The organism is Streptomyces sp. STAM6 (assembly GCF_054963715.1).
Genome location: NZ_JBUEFZ010000006.1, coordinates 226,804 through 245,608 on the forward strand (window position 1 = coordinate 226,804; position 18,805 = coordinate 245,608).

The window sequence follows — 18,805 nt, forward strand, 5'->3', positions numbered from 1 at the left end:
TACGGCGCCGCCGAACGCCGGCCTTCCGTCCCCCGTACGTACCAACGACGGCATCTGCCGGGGATCACGGGCCTCTGGAAGATCCTTTCGGTCGGGAACCGCGGACCTGCCGCATACCGTCCCCCACTGCACCGGCATAGTGGGGGGCCGCACTCCGGACCCGTACTCCGGATGTCCGAGTGCGATGTACTCATGACGAAGTGCCAGAAATACGAAGTCCCAGGGGGATCACGACATGCGACCCATACGTCCGCTGCTCGCCGCAGCCTCCGTCGCCGCGGCGCTGGCGCTGACGGCCACCGGGTGTGGCCCGAGCGAGGACAACGCGGGCGGGCAGCCCACGGCTTCCGCCGACCAGTCCTCCAACGGGAAGATCACGATTCCGGACGATCTGAAGGACCGGCTCAAGCAGCACGGGATCGATCTGGACAAGTGGAAGAACGGCGAGTGGAAGAACTGGGACAAGGACAAGTGGCTGCGTGAGGCCAAGGACTTCGTCAACCCGATCATCGAGGACCTGTGGGACCCGGACCGGATGCGGGACGCCGAGCAGCCCGACAGGCCGGTCGAGGACGAGGACATCTCGGGCGACAAGGGTGTGACGGACCCGACGCCGAAGCCGGTCGAGGCCCGGGCCGTGCAGACGCCGTACCACTCCGGCGCCCCGGAGGCCGGAAAGGTGCTCTTCGACGGTCCCCAGGGTTCGATGGTCTGCTCGGCGACGGTGGTGAAGGACCCGGCCAACCCCGGTAAGTCGAACCTGGTGTGGACGGCCGGACACTGTGTGCACGCCGGCAAGGAGGGTGGCTGGTACCGGAACATCGCCTTCGTTCCGTCGTACAACGACAGCGGCAAGTCGACCGCCGAACTGGAGAAGGCCACCCGTGAGGAGATCGCTCCCTACGGTGTGTGGTGGGGCGACTGGGCCCAGACCTCCGAGCAGTGGATCAACGAGGGTGCCGCGACCGGTGGTCAGGGCGCTCCGTACGACTTCGCGGTCATCCATGTGACTCCGGAGAAGGGCGGCAACGGCAAGTCGCTGGAGGAGACGGTCGGTTCGGCCCTGCCGGTGGAGTTCAACGCTCCGGCCACGCAGAAGATCGCGAGCATGGAGGCGACCGGTTACCCGGCGGCGCCGCCGTTCGACGGCCAGAAGATGTTCCAGTGCGAGGACAAGCCGGGCCGGCTGTCCATCAAGGCCGACCAGCCGACCATGCACCGCATCGGCTGCACCATGACCGGTGGTTCGTCCGGTGGCGGCTGGGTCGCCAAGGGCAGCGACGGCAAGCCGGCCCTGGTGTCGAACACCTCGATCGGCCCGGTCACGGCGGGCTGGCTGGCCGGTCCGCGCCTGGGCGCCGAGGCCAAGGGCATCTACGAAGAGGTCAGCAAGAAGTTCGCGGGCCGCTGAGTGCGGGCGGGGCCTTCGGCGCTGCGCCGAAGGCCCCTTTTCGGCGCGGCTCGTGGAGAGTCCGTGCAGGTCGGCCGGGGAAGCCATGGGATGTCGGTCGCCCCCGGCGCGACCGGCTTAGAGTAGGGGCGCCTCGTCGCGCGTGCGGCCCCGGAAGGCCGCCCTCCGCGTGACGTGTTCATGGCAACACAGCCGGCATCCCGCCCCACGGGCCATCGGCACCATGTGCAATCAGCACGACGACGTGCGCTTCCGCACGTCCTCGAACAGCGTTATCAGGGGGAATCGTTCGCATGCGATCCATACGTCCATTGCTGGCCGTCACCGGCCTGGCCGCGGCGCTCGCGCTGACGGCCACCGCCTGCGGCCCCACCGGCGACCCGGCCGACAAGCCGGCCGCCGGGAGTTCCGCGGGTGAACAGGGCGGCGCCGAGCTTCCCAAGGACCTGGCCGACAAGCTCAAGGAGCACGGTGTCGACCCGGAGAAGTGGAAGAACGGCGAGTGGAAGAACTGGGACAAGGACAAGTGGCTGCGTGAGGCCAAGGACTTCGTCAACCCGGTGATCGAGGGGCTGTGGAAGCCCGACCGGATGCAGTCGGCCAAGTCCCCGCAGAAGACGATGGCCGCCGGCGCCGTCACGGGCGACCAGGACGTCACCGACCCGGAGCCGCGGCCCGTGCAGGCCAAGGCCGAGAACAAGCCGTACCACAAGAACGCCGCCCCGGTCGGCAAGGTGTTCTTCGACGCTCCCGAGGGCTCGATGGTCTGCTCGGCCACGGTCGTCAAGGACCCGAAGAACCCGGGCAAGTCCAACCTGGTGTGGACAGCGGGCCACTGCGTGCACGCCGGTCAGACCGGCGGCTGGTACCGCAACATCGTCTTCGTGCCCGCCTACAACGATCTGGGCAAGTCCCCCGAGCAGCTGCAGAACGCCCAGCCGCAGGAGGTCGCCCCGTACGGCACGTACTGGGCGGACTGGGTGGCCACCTCCGGTGAGTGGATCTCGCAGGGCGGCCCGACGGGGGGCGGCGGCGCTCCGTACGACTACGCCGTGATGCACGTGAAGCCGGAGAAGGGCACCAAGTCGCTGGAGGAGACGGTCGGCGTCGCGCTCGACATCGACTTCAACGCCCCCGAGGCGAAGGACATCCCCGCGATGGGCGCCTGGGGCTACCCGGCCGCCCCGCCGTACAACGGCGCGCTGATGCACAAGTGCGTCGACCGGCCCGGCCGGCTCTCCCTCGCCCCCGGTACGCCGACGATGTGGCGGATCGGCTGCACCATGACCGGTGGTTCGTCCGGCGGCGGCTGGTTCGCCGAACAGCCGGGCGGCAAGCTGGCGCTGGTTTCCAACACCTCCATCGGCCCGGTCACGTCGGGCTGGCTCGCCGGCCCGCGCCTCGACCGGGGCGCGCAGGACATCTACACGATGATGAGCGACAAGTTCGCGGGCCGGTAGGACCGCGCGCTTCCCGCACGACGCCCGAAGGCCCGCCCCCGGAAGGGGACGGGCCTTCGGCCTGCTCGGTTCGTTCCGCGCGACGGGTCAGTGCGCCGCCGGCACGAACGGCGCCAGGAGGGCAGCCAGCTCCTCGTGCACCCGCGCCTTGAGCAGCGTGCCCTCCGGGGTGTGCTCCTCGGAGATCACCTCGCCCTCGGCGTGCACGCGCGAGACCAGCCCGCCTTGGGTGTACGGCACGAGCGCCTCGATCTCGACCCGCGGCCGGGGCAGCTCGTCGTCGATCAGCCGGAGCAGCTCGTCGATGCCCTCGCCGGTCCGCGCCGACACCGCGATCGCGTGCCGTTCGATGCGCAGCAGCCGTGCCAGTTCGAGCGGATCTGCGGCGTCCGCCTTGTTGATGACCACGATCTCGGGCACGTTCACCGCGCCCACGTCGCGGATCACCTCGCGCACGGCGGCCAGCTGCTCCTCCGGCGCCGGGTGCGAGCCGTCCACCACATGGAGGATCAGGTCGGAGTCGCCGACCTCCTCCATGGTGGAGCGGAACGCCTCGACGAGGTGGTGCGGCAGGTGCCGTACGAACCCGACGGTGTCGGCCAGGGTGTAGAGCCGGCCGCTCGGCGTCTCGGCCCGGCGCACGGTCGGGTCGAGGGTGGCGAACAGGGCGTTCTCCACCAGCACGCCGGCGCCCGTGAGCCGGTTCAGCAGGGACGACTTGCCGGCGTTGGTGTATCCGGCGATCGCGACCGACGGCACCTTGTTGCGCCGGCGCTCCTGCCGCTTGATGTCACGGCCGGTCTTCATCTCCGCGATCTCACGGCGTGTCTTCGCCATCTTCTCGCGGATCCGTCGCCGGTCCGTCTCGATCTTGGTCTCACCGGGACCACGCGTGGCCATGCCGCCACCGCCGCCGCCACCCATCTGCCGGGACAGCGACTGACCCCAGCCTCGCAGCCGCGGCAGCATGTACTGCATCTGCGCGAGCGCGACCTGCGCCTTGCCCTCTCGGGACTTGGCGTGCTGGGCGAAGATGTCGAGGATCAGGGCGGTCCGGTCGACCACCTTGACCTTGACGACGTCCTCGAGGTGGATCAGCTGGCCGGGGCTGAGCTCACCGTCGCAGACGACGGTGTCGGCGCCGGTCTCGAGCACGATGTCACGCAGCTCGTTCGCCTTGCCCGAGCCGATGTACGTGGCCGGGTCGGGCTTGTCGCGGCGCTGGATCACGCCGTCGAGCACCAGCGCGCCCGCCGTCTCGGCGAGGGCCGCAAGCTCGGCCAGGGAGTTCTCCGCGTCCTGCACGGTGCCCGAGGTCCACACGCCCACCAGCACCACTCGCTCGAGGCGCAGCTGGCGGTACTCGACCTCGGTGACGTCCTCGAGCTCGGTGGAAAGTCCCGCCACACGCCGCAGGGCGGCGCGCTCGGAGCGGTCGAACTGATCGCCGTCCCGCTCCCCGTCGATCTCGTAGCTCCAGGCGACGTCCTCTTCCATCAGGGCATCGGCCCGAAGGCTCTCGGTGCGGTTCTTCTCCGCGAAGCTCTGTGCGTCCTGGGAAGGGGATGAAGAGGAGGTCATTGGATCCTTACGTCGATGGGAATGAAGTTCCGATTTCGTCAGTCACAACGCGTGACACACCCGGATCATTCCCGGGGCGGCCTCCGACATTCCGGAGGCCCGGCAGCGCCGCCGACCCATCGATGGTCGCACGGTGCCACCGGGCCCGTCATCCCGGTTTACGCGCGGTACACGGCACGGTGCGCGCGGGCACCCGGCACGCGGGTCGGCGCACGCGGACGCCGTCGGCGCACGCGGGTCGGCGCACAGGACTCCGCGGTTCAGTGCGGGTCAGCGCAGGCGGCTCCGCGTGGGATCGTGCGACGCGATCTTCACCGAGCCGCCGGCCGGAGCGGCGGCCGGGGTGACGCCCGAGGCGGGGGCGCCGGCGGGCGGCTTGGCGGAGGACTTGGCCGGGGTCCTGCTCTGCCAGTCCGGATGCCCGGGCATCTTCGGCGTCCTCTCGCCGTACAGCCATCCGTTCATGAAGCCGGTCAGGTCGCGTCCCGCGACGTCGGAGGCCAGCCGGACGAAGTCGGAGGTGCTCGCCGTCCCATGCGCGAACTCGTCGACCCAGCGCCGTTCCAGCCGCTGGAAGGCGTCCTTGCCGATCTCCTGCCGCAGGGCGTAGAGGATGAGCGCGCTGCCGTCGTACACGACCGGCCGGAACAGGCTGATCTTCTGGCCGGGTGCCGGCGGCTTCGGCGCGGCCGGCGGTCCGCCCGCCGCCCGCCAGCCGTCGGACGCGGTGTACGCCTCCCGCATGCGCCGCTCCAGCGACTGTTTGGAGGCCTCCTCCGCGTACAGCGCTTCGTACCAGGTGGCGTGCCCCTCGTTGAGCCACAGGTCGGACCAGTTCCGCGGCGAGACGCTGTTGCCGAACCAGTGGTGGGCCAGCTCATGGACCATGATCGAGTCGACGTACCACTCGGGCAGGGTGCCGCCGGTGAACAGGGAGCGTTCGAACAGGGAGAGCGTCTGGGTCTCCAGCTCGAAGCCGGTGTCGGCGTCGGCGACGAGCAGGCCGTAGGTCTCGAAGGGGTAGGTGCCGACCTGCCGCTCCATCCACTCCATGTGGCCGGGGGTCTTCTTCAGCCAGGGCTCCATCCGCGCGACGTCGCCGGCCGGGACGACATCGCGGATGGGCAGGCCGTGGGGACCGGTGCGGCGGACGACCGCGGACCGGCCGATGGAAACCTGTGCCAGCTCGGTGGCCATGGGCCGTTCGGTCCGGTAGAGCCAGGTGCTGGTCCCGCCGGTGAGGGCGTAGGCCGCCATGCGGCCGTTGGCGACCGCGGTGAGCTGCTTGGGGGCGGCGATGCGGAAGGTGAAGTACGCCTTGTCGGCGGGGTGGTCGTTGCAGGGGAACACGCGGTGTCCGGCGTCGGCCTGGTTGGCCATCGCCAGCCCGTCCGCGGTACGGACCCAGCCGCCGGCCTCCGCGGGGCCGCTCGGGTCGCTGGTGTGGGCGACGCTGATGTCCATCCGCTCGCCCGCGTCGACGGGACGGGCCGGCTGGATGACGAGGTCTTCGCCGCTGGTGGCGAACTCGGCGGGCAGGCCGTTGACCTCGACGGTGCGGACGGTGCCGTGGGTGAAGTCGAGGTTGATACGGTCCAGCCGCTCGGTGGCCCGCGCGTCGATCTTGGTCAGGGCGTCCAGCGGCTTGGTGTTGTCTCCGCGGTAGGTGAAGGCGATGTCGTAGGACTGGACGTCGTACCCCGGATTGCCGAGCTGCGGGAAGAGCGGATCCCCGATGCCGAGGGCCTGGGGTGAGGGCAGAGCGGCGGCGATCATGCCGGCCGAGGCCGCGGCCAGCACGGCCGCGCGCAGTCGTCGAGAAGTGAGGCGCATGGGGCAACGGCTACCAGCGCGCCCCGCGCGGGCCGCGACGGCGCGCGCCTCGCGCGTCCGAAAGGCGCCCGAACGCCCGAACAGGCCCCGGGCCCGTACCGGCCCGTGTCAGGCCGTGGCGGCACGGCGCGAGGCCCCGGCCTCAGCCCGTGTGGCACCGCCCGCAGCCCGTGTGGCAGGTGCGCGGGCCCGGTGCCTCAGCCGGTGGTGGCCCGGTGCTGGGCGCGCCTGACGTCGTACACCCCCGCCACGTCGCGCATCGCGCGCATCAGCGCGGGCAGTTCGGCCGCGTCGGCGAGTTGCAGCGTGTACGTGTGCCGGACGCGCTGTTCGCTGGGGGGCTCGACGGTGGCGGAGACGATCGCGGCACCCGCGGTCGCGATGGCCTCGGTGAGGTCGGCGAGCAGCCGCGGCCGGCCGAACGACTCGGCGACGAGGGTGACCCGGCAGGCGGCGGCCTCCCCCCAGCGCACCCCGACGGGGGCCCGGCCGAGGGCCTCCATGCGCCGTACGGCGGGGCACTCCGCGCGGTGGACGGTCACGGCGCCGCCGCGTACGGCGAATCCGGTGACGGCGTCCGGGGAGACCGGCGTGCAGCAGCCGGCCAGCCGGACGGTGGCATCCGGCAGGTCGGTGACGACGTTCGCCGCGGGGTGCCGGTCGGCGGTGACAGAGGCGACGGGCGGGCGGGGAGCGGCCGACGGCGGGTGCGTGCCCTCCGGGTGGGTGGCCAGCCAGCTGGTGATGGCGATGCGCGCGCCGGTGGTGCGGGCGTGCTCCAGCCAGTCGGGGGACGGTCCGGAGGCGGAGTCCTGGGCGAGCAGCAGCTGCACGGTGTCGCCGTCGTCCAGCACCGTGCCGAGGGTCGCGAGGCGGCCGTTGACCCGTGCCCCGATGCAGGTGTGCGCGGCTTCGCCGTACTGCTCGTAGGCGGCGTCCACGCAGGTGGCCCCGGCGGGCAGGCCCAGGCGGCCGCCGTCGGAGCGGAAGACGGTGATCTCGCCGTCCTGGGCCAGGTCCGCGCGGAGCGAGGTCCAGAAGGTGTCGGGGTCGGGCGTGGCCTGCTGCCAGTCCAGCAGGCGGGACAGCCAGCCCGGCCGGGTCGGGTCGGCCCGCTCCCCGTCGTCGGTCCGCTCGGCGGACTCGGTGCCCTCGGGCGGTGCGGCGTACGGGTTGCCGAGGGCGACGACGCCCGCCTCGGCGACCTTGTGCATCTGGTGGGTGCGGATGAGGACTTCGGCGACCGCCCCGTCGGGTGCCGCGACGGCGGTGTGGAGCGACTGGTACAGGTTGAACTTCGGGGCCGCGATGAAGTCCTTGAACTCGGAGATCACCGGGGTGAAGCAGGTGTGCAGCTCGCCCAGGACTCCGTAGCAGTCGGCGTCCTCCCCGACCAGGACAAGGAGCCGGCCGAAGTCGGTGCCGCGCAGTTCGCCGCGCTTGAGCCTGACCCGGTGGACGGAGACGAAGTGGCGGGGCCGGATGAGGACTTCGGCGGTGATGCCGGCCTCCCTGAGCACGGCCCTGACGTCCTCGGCGATGGCGGCGAGCGCGTCTCCGGCGGTGGCGTTCTCGGCGATGAGCGCGCGGGTGTTCTCGTACTCGGCCGGGTGGAGGATCGCGAAGACGAGGTCCTCCAGCTCCGTCTTGAGGGCCTGTACGCCGAGCCGCTCGGCGAGCGGGATGAGGACGTCGCGGGTGACCTTGGCGATCCGCGCCTGTTTCTCCGGGCGCATGACGCCGAGCGTGCGCATGTTGTGCAGCCGGTCGGCGAGCTTGATCGACATGACCCGGACGTCGTTGCCGGTGGCGACGAGCATCTTGCGGAAGGTCTCGGGTTCGGCGGCGGCGCCGTAGTCGACCTTCTCCAGTTTGGTGACGCCGTCGACGAGGTAGCAGACCTCGGCGCCGAACTCCTCGCGCACCTGATCGAGGGTCACCTCGGTGTCCTCGACGGTGTCGTGCAGGAGGGAGGCGGTCAAAGTGGTGGTCTCGGCGCCCAGTTCGGCGAGGATCAGCGTGACGGCGAGCGGATGGGTGATGTACGGCTCGCCGCTCTTGCGGAACTGGCCCCGGTGCGAGGACTCGGCGAGCACATAGGCCCGGCGCAGCACGGACAGGTCGGCGTCCGGGTGATGGGCGCGGTGTGCCTCGGCGACATGGCTGATCGCGTCGGGCAGCCGGTCCCGGGCGGTGGGACCGAGCAGTGCCGCGCGGCCGAGCCTCCGGAGATCGATCCGTGGGCGGCCGCGCTTTCGGCTGGGAGCGGGGTTGGCGGCCTCTGCACTCATGGGCACCTCCGGCGGCGTCGACCGGCGATGCACGGGCCAGGCGTGCCCGGCGGGCCGGTGCTTGATGCTACCGAGCCCACCACGTAGCGCTGACCCGCTCTCGCTCAGCGTGAACCGGATCACCCATTCGAGCGATGACCCACAAGCGGCCGGCGAGCCGCGGGACAGCCGTCAGGCGCGTGCGGCCGCGAACCACGCCGGGTCGATCGTCCCCTCGGCCACGATGACCGCCGGTCCGGTCATCTCGATCTCGCCGTCGGGGTGCTCGGTGATGAGCAGGGTGCCACCGAGGACGTCGACCGTGTACGTCACCGGGGTCCCCGTGCCGGCGGGGTCGGCACCGTCCCGCCGGGCGGCGGCGACGGCGACGGCGCAGGCGCCGGTGCCGCAGGAACGGGTCTCGGCCGCGCCGCGCTCGTACACGCGCATGGCCACGTGCCGCGGGCCGCGGTCGACGACGAACTCGATGTTCACCCCGTCCGGGTACACGGCGGCCGGCTCGTAGGGCGGCTCGGACCGCAGTTCCCCGGCGTGGGCCAGGTCCTCGACGAAGGCCACGGCGTGGGGATTGCCCATGTTGACGTTCCGCGCGGGCCAGCTGCGGCCGTCGACCGTGACGGTGACGCCCTCCTCGGGCAGCACGGCGCGGCCCATCCGGACGGTCACGTCGCCGGTCTTGGAGACGTGCACGCGCTTGACCCCGTCGCGCGTGGCCACGGCCACCTCGCCCGGTTCGACCAGTCCGGTGTGCTGGAGATAGCGGGCGAAGACACGGATGCCGTTGCCGCACATCTCGGCGACCGAGCCGTCGGCGTTGCGGTAGTCCATGAACCACTCGGCCTCGCCGGCCAGGTGCCGCGCCTCGGGGTGGGCGGCGGCCCGGACGGCGTGGAGCAGCCCGTCGCCGCCGATGCCGGCCCGGCGGTCACAGATCCTGGCCACGACGGAGGCGGGCAGGTCGATGCTGTCGTCCGGGTCCGGGAGGATCACGAAGTCGTTCTCGGTGCCGTGGCCCTTGAGGAAACTGATGGCTGCAGTGGTCACGGGACAATCGTACGGGGCGGGACGGCTGCCGCCGGGGCCGGTCCGGTGGCCGGAGCGGGCGGGCCCGTCAGCGGAGGCGGGCCACCCGCCACACGGCGAGGACCACGAGCACGGTGACGCAGACGGCGTAGAGCGCGATCACACGCCAGTCGGGCCGCTCCCCGGAGCCCCGGGCGGGCAGTCCCGGCCAGGTGTGTCCGACGCGGCGGGCGGCCATCATGCCCCAGCCGGCCGCGCAGCCGCTGAGCAGCAGGCCCAGCATGGCGAGTACCGCGCCGCCGTCGCCCGACCCGAAGGCCAGGGGGAAGGCGAACATCAGTGAGCCGAGAGCGGCGAGGCCGACGATCGGCGCGAGCTGCCAGATGCGCAGTCGCCGCTGGGGCCGCAGTTCGACCTCGACCTCGTCCGGCGTGATCTCCTGGGCCCCGTCCTCGGTGAGGTCGGGACCGTCCGGGCTCAGGCCGGGCGCGTCCGGCAGACGGGACGGCGCGTGTGCGGTGTCCTGTGCCGCGTCCTGTCCCGTGCCCGGTACTCCGTGCTGTTCTCTGTCGCGAGGGCCGGCCTCCATCGCCACGCGCCCTCCCAACTGGCATCAACGGTCGATCGATGCTCGATGATGGCACGGCCCCGGCCACCGGAATGACGGGCAGGGCGTCCCGATGCCATCACGTGATCAGGCTGTAACCGCTCGTTCGACCAACGCCAGCGCCTGGTGCGGAAGTTCCCCGTGGTTGGTCACCGCGCCGCTCAGCCAGTGGACACGCGGGTCGCGGCGGAACCAGGAGTCCTGGCGCCGCGCGAAACGCTTCGTGGCGCGTACGGTCTCGGCACGGGCTTCGTCCTCGGTGCACTCCCCCGCCAGCGCGGCGAGCACCTGCTGGTAGCCGAGGGCCCGGGCGGCGGTGCGGCCCTCGCGCAGCCCGCGGGCCTCCAGGGCCCGGACCTCGTCCACGAGGCCGGCCTCCCACATGCGGTCCACGCGCACGGTGATGCGCTCGTCGAGTTCGGGGCGCTCGACGTCGACGCCGATCTGGACCGTGTCGTAGACGGAGTCGGGACCGGGGAGGTTGGCGGTGAAGGGCTTGCCGGTGATCTCGATGACCTCGAGGGCGCGGACGATCCGCCGGCCGTTGCTGGGCAGGATGGCCCGGGCGGCGTCGGGGTCGGCCGCGGCGAGACGGGCGTGCAGGACACCGGAGCCGCGCTCCTCCAGCTCGGCCTCGAGGCGGGCGCGGACGGCGGGGTCGGTGCCGGGGAATTCGAGGGCGTCGATCGCGCCCCGCACGTACAGCCCGGAGCCGCCGACGAGGACCGGGGTGCGGCCGTCGGCGAGCAGCCGGTCGATCTCCGCGCGGGCCAGCCGCTGGTACTCGGCGACGCTGGCCGCCTCCGTGACGTCCCAGATGTCGAGGAGGTGGTGCGGGATGCCGCCACGCTCCTCGGGCGTCAATTTGGCGGTACCGATGTCCATCCCGCGGTAGAGCTGCATGGAGTCGGCGTTGACGACTTCGCCGCCGAGCTGCTGGGCGAGGAAGACGCCCAGATCGGACTTTCCGGCCGCGGTGGGACCGACGACGGCGATGACCCGCGGGGCGGGAGCTGCACTTCTCACCGTCCCAGTCTCGCAAACCCACCGGCACGCCCCCGAACGAGTTACGTGACGGCACGGCCCGGGCGTCGTTGCCAGTTGCGAGGTTCCGACCGCCGGTATGAGTACCGGCCCCACCGGGCGACGCAATGGGACGCTCCGGACGGCGCGGAATTTCGCCCACACGAGTACGCTATGGAGTTGATATGGGCGTTTTTGCATGGCTTCGCCGGAAGGGTAAGGAGTCTCCCGAGACCCTGGCCGAGGAGACGGCGACCGACACGGCGTCGGCCGAGACCGAGGCCGCCGAACTCGAGGCGTCGGAGACGGCCGAGGGGGCGGACGAGGCGGAGGCCGCTGCGGCCGAGGGAGTGGAGATCCCCAAGCAGCAGTCGGCCGAGGAGGCGGCGGACAACGAGGCCGGCGAAGGCGCCCGTAAGTAGGAACCTGGACCGGTACTCCGAGGGAAGGTGACCCATGGGCCTCCGGGATTCGTTGAAGGTCAAGCTCGCCCCCGCAAAGGAAAAGGTCTCCCACCTCGCGCAGAGGAACGAGGAGAAGATCGACCGGGGGCTGGACAAGGCCGCTCGGGTGGTCGACCAGAAGACCAAGGGCAAGTACAGCAACAAGATCGAATCAGGGACGGGCAGGGCCAAGAGCGCCTTGGACCGGATCGCCCACAAGCACGAGGGCGGCGCTCCACCGGCACCGCCGGCACCGCCCGCCGCCTGACCTCATCCACAGCCGGCGCAGCACGGCGGACGGCCGCGAAGCTCTCCTTCGCGGCCGTCCGCCTGTGTGGCCGGTCGCGGCCGTCCGCCTGTGTGGCCGGTGCACAAGAGCCCCACGTCGAGAGCGGTCTCGCCGGGGCACAGGAGGGGCCACCCCCACCGGGGTGCTTGCGCGGGGCCACCCCACCGGGGTGCTTGCGCTGGCCTCCGGGAGCCGCCGTGCGGCGTGGGCGTTGCTGACCGGGGCTGGTTCCCGGTTATGTCCAGGCGGCGACGAAGTAGCCGACGCCGTAGGGCGCGTCCTCGTACAGCAGGCGGCCCTCCAGGCCCACGCCGTCCGCGGCGCCCGCCAGGACCTGCCAGGGGGCGCGGCCGGCGGCCTGGAGCTCGTACGCGAGGCGTTCGTCGATCGACGCCAGCGCGCCGGCGTCCGCCGCGCCCAGGGCCCGTGCGGCGCGCTCGTCGAATCCGGCCGCGCGCTCGTCGAGGTAGCCCGGCGCCTTGACGGTGCGGCAGGCGCTGCCGTCACCCATCACCAGGAGCGCGACCCGCGGGGCGCGGCCGGCGAGTTCCCGGCCGGTGCCGGCACACCGCTCGGGTGAGAACCGCTCCCCCACGGCCAGGCCCTCCACCGGGGCGTCGGCCCAGCCGGCACGCTCCAGGAGCCAGGCGCCGACGGCGAGGGACGGCGGCAGGGCCGGGCCCTCGGGATCCGCGTACGGCTCCGTGCCTCCGCCGAGCCTTACGCCGACGTCCACGCCGAACCCGCGGAAGTCACCCGCCGCCCCCTCCGGGAACGGCTGGACGCCGTCCCGCAGGCCGGGCCCGACGACGATGAGCAGATCGGGCCGCGAAGCGGCGAGCACCCCCACGGCGTCGGCGCACGCGGTCCGCGCGCGATCCATCTCGGGTGCGGCGCCCGCGGCGACATCGGGGACGAGGAGCGGCGGGCAGGGGCAGACAGCGGCGGCGACAAGCATGATCGCAGCGTAACCGCTGGCTGCCGGACCGGTAGTCGTCAGACGATCGAGCAGCCGCTCGTGGCCGGCGGCAGCGGGGCCGGAACACCGATCTGGGGCAGTCCGAGCATGACGCCTGCGGGCTTCGCCGCCTCCGTGGTGTTGCGCTTCTCCCAGGCGTCGCCCGCGCGGGTGCGGCGCACCGCGGTCGTCGGTCCCTCGGCGAGGAGGTGGTGCGGCGCCGCGTAGGTGATCTCGACGGTCACCACGTCGCCGGGACGCACCTCCTGCTCCGGCTTGGTGAAGTGCACCAGGCGGTTGTCGGGGGCGCGGCCGGAGAGCCGGTGGGTGGTGTCGTCCTTGCGGCCCTCACCCTCCGCCACCATGACCTCGAGCGTCCGGCCGACCTGCTTCTTGTTCTCCTCCCAGGAGATCTCCTCCTGGAGGGCGACCAGCCGCTCGTAGCGGGCCTGCACGACCTGCTTGGGGATCTGGCCGTCCATGGTCGCCGCCGGAGTGCCGGGGCGCTTGGAGTACTGGAAGGTGAAGGCCTGCGCGAAGCGCGCCTCGCGCACCACGTGCATCGTCTGCTCGAAGTCCTCCTCGGTCTCGCCGGGGAAGCCCACGATGATGTCGGTGGAGATGGCGGCGTGCGGGATGGCCGCGCGGACCTTCTCGATGATGCCGAGGAAGCGGTCCTGGCGGTACGAGCGGCGCATCGCCTTCAGGATCGGGTCGGAGCCGGACTGCAGCGGCATGTGGAGCTGCGGCATCACATTGGGCGTCTCGGCCATCGCGGCGATGACGTCGTCGGTGAAGTCACGGGGGTGCGGGGAGGTGAAGCGGACGCGCTCCAGGCCCTCGATCTTCCCGCAGGCGCGCAGCAGCTTGGAGAACGCCTCGCGGTCGCCGATGTCGGAGCCGTACGCGTTGACGTTCTGGCCGAGCAGGGTGATCTCGGAGACGCCCTCGCCGACCAGCGCCTCGATCTCGGCGAGGATGTCGCCGGGACGGCGGTCCTTCTCCTTGCCGCGCAGCGCGGGGACGATACAGAACGTGCAGGTGTTGTTGCAGCCGACGGAGATGGAGACCCACGCGGCGTACGCGGACTCGCGGCGCGTGGGCAGCGTCGAGGGGAAGGCCTCGAGGGACTCGGCGATCTCGATCTGCGCCTCCTCCTGGATGCGTGCGCGCTCCAGGAGCACCGGCAGCTTGCCGATGTTGTGCGTACCGAAGACGACGTCGACCCACGGCGCCTTCTTGACGATGGTGTCGCGGTCCTTCTGCGCCAGGCAGCCGCCGACGGCGATCTGCATGCCGGGCCGCTTGGTCTTCATCGGCGCGAGCCGGCCGAGATTGCCGTACAGCTTGTTGTCGGCGTTCTCCCGCACCGCGCAGGTGTTGAAGACGACGACATCGGCATCTCCGTCGGCGCCTTCGGGCGCGCGCACGTAGCCGGCGTCCTCCAGCAGGCCGGAGAGGCGCTCGGAGTCGTGGACGTTCATCTGGCACCCGTAGGTGCGCACCTCGTAAGTTTTCGCACTCATCGCGCTCACCAGAGTACGGGACACCACAGTCGCCAGGCCTGGCCATTACGGGGAGTGAGCTGGCAGGATCGCGCCCATGTTCGCCGCCCTGTCCCGCATCAGCCGCCGTCGCGCCCTGCAGGCGTCGGCGGCGTTCGCCGTCGCGCTGGGGCTGCTCCTGTGGTGGCTGGTGCCGGCCGGGGAGCCGGCTCCGCGCGGAAACGTCACGTTCAGCACGGGGGTGCCGACGGGCGTCTACCAGCGGTACGGCGAGCTGCTGCAGGAGGCGCTCGGCCGCAATGTGCCGGACGTGCGCATAACCCTGCGCGACAGTGAGGGCTCCCAGCAGAACCTGGCGCGGATCACTTCCGGAGAGGCCGATTTCACGATCGCCACGGCCGACGCCGTCGCGACGTACATCCAGGCCAGCCGGCCCGGCTCGCACCGGCTGCGCGGCATGGCGCGGCTGTACGACGACTACGTGCAGCTGGTCGTGCCGAAGACGTCGCGGGTGCGCACGCCGCAGGATCTGCGGAACATGCGGGTCGGCGTGGGGCAGGAGGGCTCCGGTGTGCGGCTGATAGCGAACCGGCTGCTGAACGCCGCCGGGCTGGACTCGGAGAAGGACGTCAGGCCGGTGTCGGCGGGCATCGACACGATGCCCGGGCTGCTGGAGCGGGGGCAGCTGGACGCCTTCTTCTGGTCGGGCGGTCTGCCCACGAGCGCCGTGCAGAAGCTGTCGGAGCGCTTCCCGATCCGGCTCGTACCGCTGGACAGCGATCTGGTGGACCGGGTGCACGAGTCGGGCGGGACGAGCCGCTACTACCGGTCCGCCGTGGTTCCCGGCGACGCCTATGCCCTGGCACAGGAGGGCCAGCCGGTGGAGACGGTCGCCGTGGCCAACCTGCTGGTGACGACGGACCGTACGGACGCGGCTCTGGCGGAGGGTTTCACCCGCACGGTGATCAGGAGCCGGGACCGGATCGGCCACCAGGTGCATCCGGCGCAGCTGGTGGACCTGCGTACGGCGATCTACACGGATCCGCTGCCGCTGCACGAAGGGGCGCGGCGCTACTACCGCTCGGTCAAGCCGTAGCCGCAGCAGTAGCTGTGAGCGCGGGCACGGGCCGGTCGTGCCGCGGGGGCCGGGCAGCTCGGGCCGCGGGCGCCAGGCAGCTCGGGCCGCGGGCGCCGGCCGGTCATTCTCAGGACGCGGGTTCGCTGCGCGGGACGGTGACGGTGACCCGCAGGCCGTGGGGCTCGTGGTGGTCGTACGTGATCGATCCGCCGCCCGCCGCGAGCAGGGCGCGGGAGATGGACAGGCCGAGACCCGAGCCCTTGACGTTCTGGTGGCGGTTGCTGCGCCAGAAGCGGTCTCCGACCCGGATGAGCTCCTCGTCGGTCAGTCCGGGGCCACCGTCGGTGATCACGATGGTGGAGGTGTCGCCGTCGGAGGCGACCGTGACGGCGACCTCCTCACCGGCCGGGGTGAACTTCAGGGCGTTGTCGATCACCGCGTCGAGGGCGCTGGAGAGCGCCACGGGGTCGGCCCAGGCGGTGACCGCGGACTCGCACACGGTCAGTGCGACGCCCTTCTCGTCGGCGAGCGGGCGCCAGGCGGCGGCCCGTTCCCGGGCCAGCTCGCCGATGTCGGTCAGCCGGAGGTCCGCCGCGGCGTGTTCGGCCAGCGCCAGGTCCAGCAGATCGTCGAGGACCTGGGCGAGGCGCTTGCCCTCGGTGCGCACGGAGGCGATCTCCTCGTTACCTGGGGGCAGTTCCAGCGCGAGGAGCTCGATGCGCAGCAGCAGGGCCGCCAGGGGGTTGCGCAGCTGGTGCGAGGCGTCGGCGACGAAGGCGCGCTGCTGTTCCAGCACTTCCTCGACGTTGTCCGCCATTTCGTTGAAGGAGCGGGCCAGGCGTCTGAGCTCCGGTGGGCCGCCGGCGGCGGCGACCCGGGAGTTCATCCGGCCGGTCGCGATGTCGTGGGTGGCCGCGTCCAGGACGCGTACGGGCTTCAGGACCCAGCCGGTGAGCCGGAACGCCGCGCCCACCGCGAGCAGCATGGCCGCGAACTCACCGGCGGCGATGAGCAGCCAGCCGTGCAGGATGTCGGAGCGCAGATGCCCGGTGGGCGAGTCGGTGACCACGACGGCGACGACGTCGCCGTCCCGGACGACCGGTGAGGCGACGGCGAGCCGGGCGTGCGGCTGCCAGGGCCAGACCTGCGGCGGATCGTGGCTGCGGCGGCCGAGCAGGGCCTCGCGGAAGGCCCGGCGGAGCTCGCCGTCCGGCGGTATGTCCCAGCTCTTGGGCGCGCGGGCCATGGCGGTGCCGTCGCGGTAGAAGACGCCGACGTCGATCCCGTACACCTCGTTGTAGCGGACGAGTTCACCCTGCAGGGTGGACTTGCGCTCGTCGAGGCCGAGTCCCCGCTCCGTGACGTACTGGGCGAGCGCCGCGAAGCGCGCCGTGTCGTCGATCCGGTCGACGACGACGCTCTGCTGCTTGGCCGCGGCGAGGCTGGCGGCCAGCGGGAACCCGAGCGCGAGCAGCACGCCCGCCATGAGGACGATGAGGAGGGGGAGGAGACGGGTGCGCACAGGGTCGGGAGGTTACGCGGCCGGGGCGACCAGGCGGTAACCGACCCCGCGCACGGTCTCGATGAGGGCGGGCATGCGCAGCTTCGAGCGGAGGGAGGCCACATGCACCTCCAGGGTGCGTCCGGTCCCTTCCCAGCTGGTGCGCCAGACCTCGCTGATGATCTGCTCGCGGCGGAAGACGACGCCCGGCCGCTGGGCGAGCAGGGCGAGCAGGTCGAATTCCTTGCGGGTGAGCTGGACCTCCGCGCCGTCCACACTGACGCGGCGGGTGGGGAGCTCGATGACGACCGGGCCCAGCCGCAGCGGTGTCTCGTCGGAGGTCCCGGTCTCCTCGGCCTCCGTACCCGCGGCGCGCCGGCTGACGGCGTGGATGCGGGCGAGCAACTCCCCGGTGTCGTACGGCTTGACGACGTAGTCGTCGGCGCCCAGGTTCAGCCCGTGGATACGGGAGCGGACGTCGGCCCGCGCGGTCACCATGATCACGGGTGTGGAGGTGAGCTTCCGGATCTTGCCGCACACCTGGTACCCGTCCTGGTCGGGCAGGCCGAGGTCCAGCAGGACGACGCCGAAGGGCGCCTTTCCGGTCGCGGAGGCGGGCAGGACGGCCTGGAGGGCCTCCTCGCCGTTCCTGGCGTGTGTGACGTCGAAACCGTGGCGCTTGAGGATGGCGGACAGGGCCGCCGCGACATGATCGTCGTCCTCGACGAGCAGCAGTCTCATGGGCCCCCCTCCAAAGGTGCGATCGCGTTCGTTACCAGGGCATGAACGCCGATGGTCGGCATGCCAGTCAAGAGCTTTCCGGCGCTGCGGGGTTTCCGTTATCCACCCGTACTCAGCCCCGCCGCCCCCTTCACGCATAGTGTCCGGTTGCAGCCGGATCGTTATGCTCAATTTCAGCTCAGATGTAATGACGCTCGTCCCACCGCGTGCCTAGTGTCCTCTCCAACCGAGGAGGACGGAGCAAGAAGCCGATGAGCGGAGTGTCAGTGACCAAGGGCGCGGAGGACGCCGTACCGACGGCAAGCGACCTGGTCGTGCTGAGCAACGTCAACAAGCACTTCGGCGCGCTGCATGTGCTCCAGGACATCGACCTGACCATCGCCCGTGGCGAGGTCGTGGTCGTCATCGGGCCCTCCGGGTCCGGCAAGTCCACGCTGTGCCGCACGATCAACCGGCTTGAGACGATCGACTCGGGCGCGATCACCATCGACGGGAAGCCGCTGCCCCAGGAGGGCAAGGAGCTGGCACGGCTGCGCGCCGATGTCGGCATGGTCTTCCAGTCGTTCAATCTCTTCGCGCACAAGACCGTGCTCGAGAACGTCATGCTGGGCCAGACAAAGGTCCGCAAGACGGACAAGAAGGTTGCCGAGCAGAAGGCCCGGACCCTGCTCGACCGGGTGGGCGTCGGCTCCCAGGCGGACAAGTACCCGGCACAGCTCTCCGGTGGCCAGCAGCAGCGTGTCGCGATCGCCCGTGCGCTCGCGATGGACCCCAAGGTCATGCTCTTCGACGAGCCGACCTCGGCGCTGGACCCCGAGATGATCAATGAGGTCCTCGAGGTCATGCAGCAGCTGGCGCGGGACGGGATGACGATGGTCGTCGTCACCCACGAGATGGGCTTCGCCCGCTCCGCGGCCAACCGTGTCGTCTTCATGGCGGACGGAAAGATCGTCGAAGAGGCGACGCCGGAGCAGTTCTTCAGCAGTCCGCGCAGCGACCGGGCCAAGGACTTCCTGTCGAAGATCCTTCACCACTGACGTCTGACGACCAACGAACCACGA

At 71.4% G+C, this 18,805-nt stretch carries 16 protein-coding genes; 6 read left to right on the forward strand and 10 right to left on the reverse strand.

Going from position 1 to position 18,805, the window contains the following annotated elements; all coding sequences use genetic code 11:
- Positions 1–235: 235 nt before the first annotated feature.
- The gene (locus tag ACY34K_RS11245) at positions 236–1,411 is read left to right on the forward strand and encodes a trypsin-like serine peptidase (protein WP_462746033.1); all 1,176 of its coding nucleotides are present in this window, start codon (positions 236–238) and stop codon (positions 1,409–1,411) included.
- A 293-nt stretch (positions 1,412–1,704) separates the two neighbouring features.
- Positions 1,705–2,871, forward strand: coding sequence for a trypsin-like serine peptidase (locus ACY34K_RS11250; RefSeq protein WP_462746034.1), 1,167 nt, complete (start codon positions 1,705–1,707; stop codon positions 2,869–2,871).
- An 87-nt stretch (positions 2,872–2,958) separates the two neighbouring features.
- Here ACY34K_RS11250 and hflX read toward each other — a convergent pair whose 3' ends face one another.
- The 6 genes from hflX to miaA form a co-directional block, all read right to left on the reverse strand.
- Positions 2,959–4,452: a GTPase HflX gene (hflX, locus tag ACY34K_RS11255; RefSeq protein ID WP_462746035.1), complete on the reverse strand. Its 1,494-nt coding sequence runs from the start codon at positions 4,450–4,452 to the stop codon at positions 2,959–2,961.
- A gap of 270 nt (positions 4,453–4,722) precedes the next feature.
- Entirely contained in the window at positions 4,723–6,285 is a 1,563-nt protein-coding gene (locus tag ACY34K_RS11260; RefSeq protein ID WP_462746036.1) for a M1 family metallopeptidase, read from the reverse strand.
- A 197-nt stretch (positions 6,286–6,482) separates the two neighbouring features.
- Positions 6,483–8,576, reverse strand: coding sequence for a RelA/SpoT family protein (locus ACY34K_RS11265; protein ID WP_462746037.1), 2,094 nt, complete (start codon positions 8,574–8,576; stop codon positions 6,483–6,485).
- A gap of 171 nt (positions 8,577–8,747) precedes the next feature.
- Positions 8,748–9,620: a diaminopimelate epimerase gene (dapF, locus tag ACY34K_RS11270; protein WP_462746038.1), complete on the reverse strand. Its 873-nt coding sequence runs from the start codon at positions 9,618–9,620 to the stop codon at positions 8,748–8,750.
- 67 nt (positions 9,621–9,687) lie between these two features.
- The gene (locus tag ACY34K_RS11275; protein ID WP_462746084.1) at positions 9,688–10,188 is read right to left on the reverse strand and encodes a hypothetical protein; all 501 of its coding nucleotides are present in this window, start codon (positions 10,186–10,188) and stop codon (positions 9,688–9,690) included.
- A gap of 105 nt (positions 10,189–10,293) precedes the next feature.
- Entirely contained in the window at positions 10,294–11,232 is a 939-nt protein-coding gene (miaA, locus tag ACY34K_RS11280; protein WP_462746039.1) for a tRNA (adenosine(37)-N6)-dimethylallyltransferase MiaA, read from the reverse strand.
- A 182-nt stretch (positions 11,233–11,414) separates the two neighbouring features.
- Between miaA and ACY34K_RS11285 the strand changes: the two genes are divergently transcribed.
- On the forward strand, positions 11,415–11,651 hold the full coding sequence (locus tag ACY34K_RS11285) for a gliding motility protein (RefSeq protein ID WP_462746040.1): 237 nt from the start codon (positions 11,415–11,417) through the stop codon (positions 11,649–11,651).
- A gap of 34 nt (positions 11,652–11,685) precedes the next feature.
- The gene (locus tag ACY34K_RS11290) at positions 11,686–11,940 is read left to right on the forward strand and encodes an antitoxin (protein ID WP_462746041.1); all 255 of its coding nucleotides are present in this window, start codon (positions 11,686–11,688) and stop codon (positions 11,938–11,940) included.
- A gap of 256 nt (positions 11,941–12,196) precedes the next feature.
- Here ACY34K_RS11290 and ACY34K_RS11295 read toward each other — a convergent pair whose 3' ends face one another.
- Together ACY34K_RS11295 and miaB are read right to left on the reverse strand one after the other, a co-directional pair.
- Positions 12,197–12,919, reverse strand: coding sequence for a class III extradiol dioxygenase subunit B-like domain-containing protein (locus ACY34K_RS11295; RefSeq protein WP_462746042.1), 723 nt, complete (start codon positions 12,917–12,919; stop codon positions 12,197–12,199).
- A 38-nt stretch (positions 12,920–12,957) separates the two neighbouring features.
- Positions 12,958–14,445, reverse strand: a complete 1,488-nt coding sequence (gene miaB, locus ACY34K_RS11300) for a tRNA (N6-isopentenyl adenosine(37)-C2)-methylthiotransferase MiaB (protein ID WP_462746043.1) — start codon at positions 14,443–14,445, stop codon at positions 12,958–12,960.
- Positions 14,446–14,521: 76 nt separating this feature from the next.
- Here miaB and ACY34K_RS11305 point away from each other — a divergent pair, with 76 nt between their 5' ends.
- Positions 14,522–15,520: a TAXI family TRAP transporter solute-binding subunit gene (locus ACY34K_RS11305; RefSeq protein WP_462746044.1), complete on the forward strand. Its 999-nt coding sequence runs from the start codon at positions 14,522–14,524 to the stop codon at positions 15,518–15,520.
- Positions 15,521–15,629: 109 nt separating this feature from the next.
- On the opposite strand, the gene ACY34K_RS11310 is transcribed toward ACY34K_RS11305, so the two are convergent.
- Both ACY34K_RS11310 and ACY34K_RS11315 read right to left on the reverse strand, forming a co-directional pair.
- Positions 15,630–17,024, reverse strand: a complete 1,395-nt coding sequence (locus ACY34K_RS11310; protein ID WP_462746045.1) for a sensor histidine kinase — start codon at positions 17,022–17,024, stop codon at positions 15,630–15,632.
- A gap of 12 nt (positions 17,025–17,036) precedes the next feature.
- Positions 17,037–17,744, reverse strand: coding sequence for a response regulator transcription factor (locus tag ACY34K_RS11315; RefSeq protein WP_462746046.1), 708 nt, complete (start codon positions 17,742–17,744; stop codon positions 17,037–17,039).
- Positions 17,745–17,995: 251 nt separating this feature from the next.
- Between ACY34K_RS11315 and ACY34K_RS11320 the strand changes: the two genes are divergently transcribed.
- Positions 17,996–18,781: an amino acid ABC transporter ATP-binding protein gene (locus tag ACY34K_RS11320; protein WP_462746047.1), complete on the forward strand. Its 786-nt coding sequence runs from the start codon at positions 17,996–17,998 to the stop codon at positions 18,779–18,781.
- Positions 18,782–18,805 lie beyond the last annotated feature (24 nt).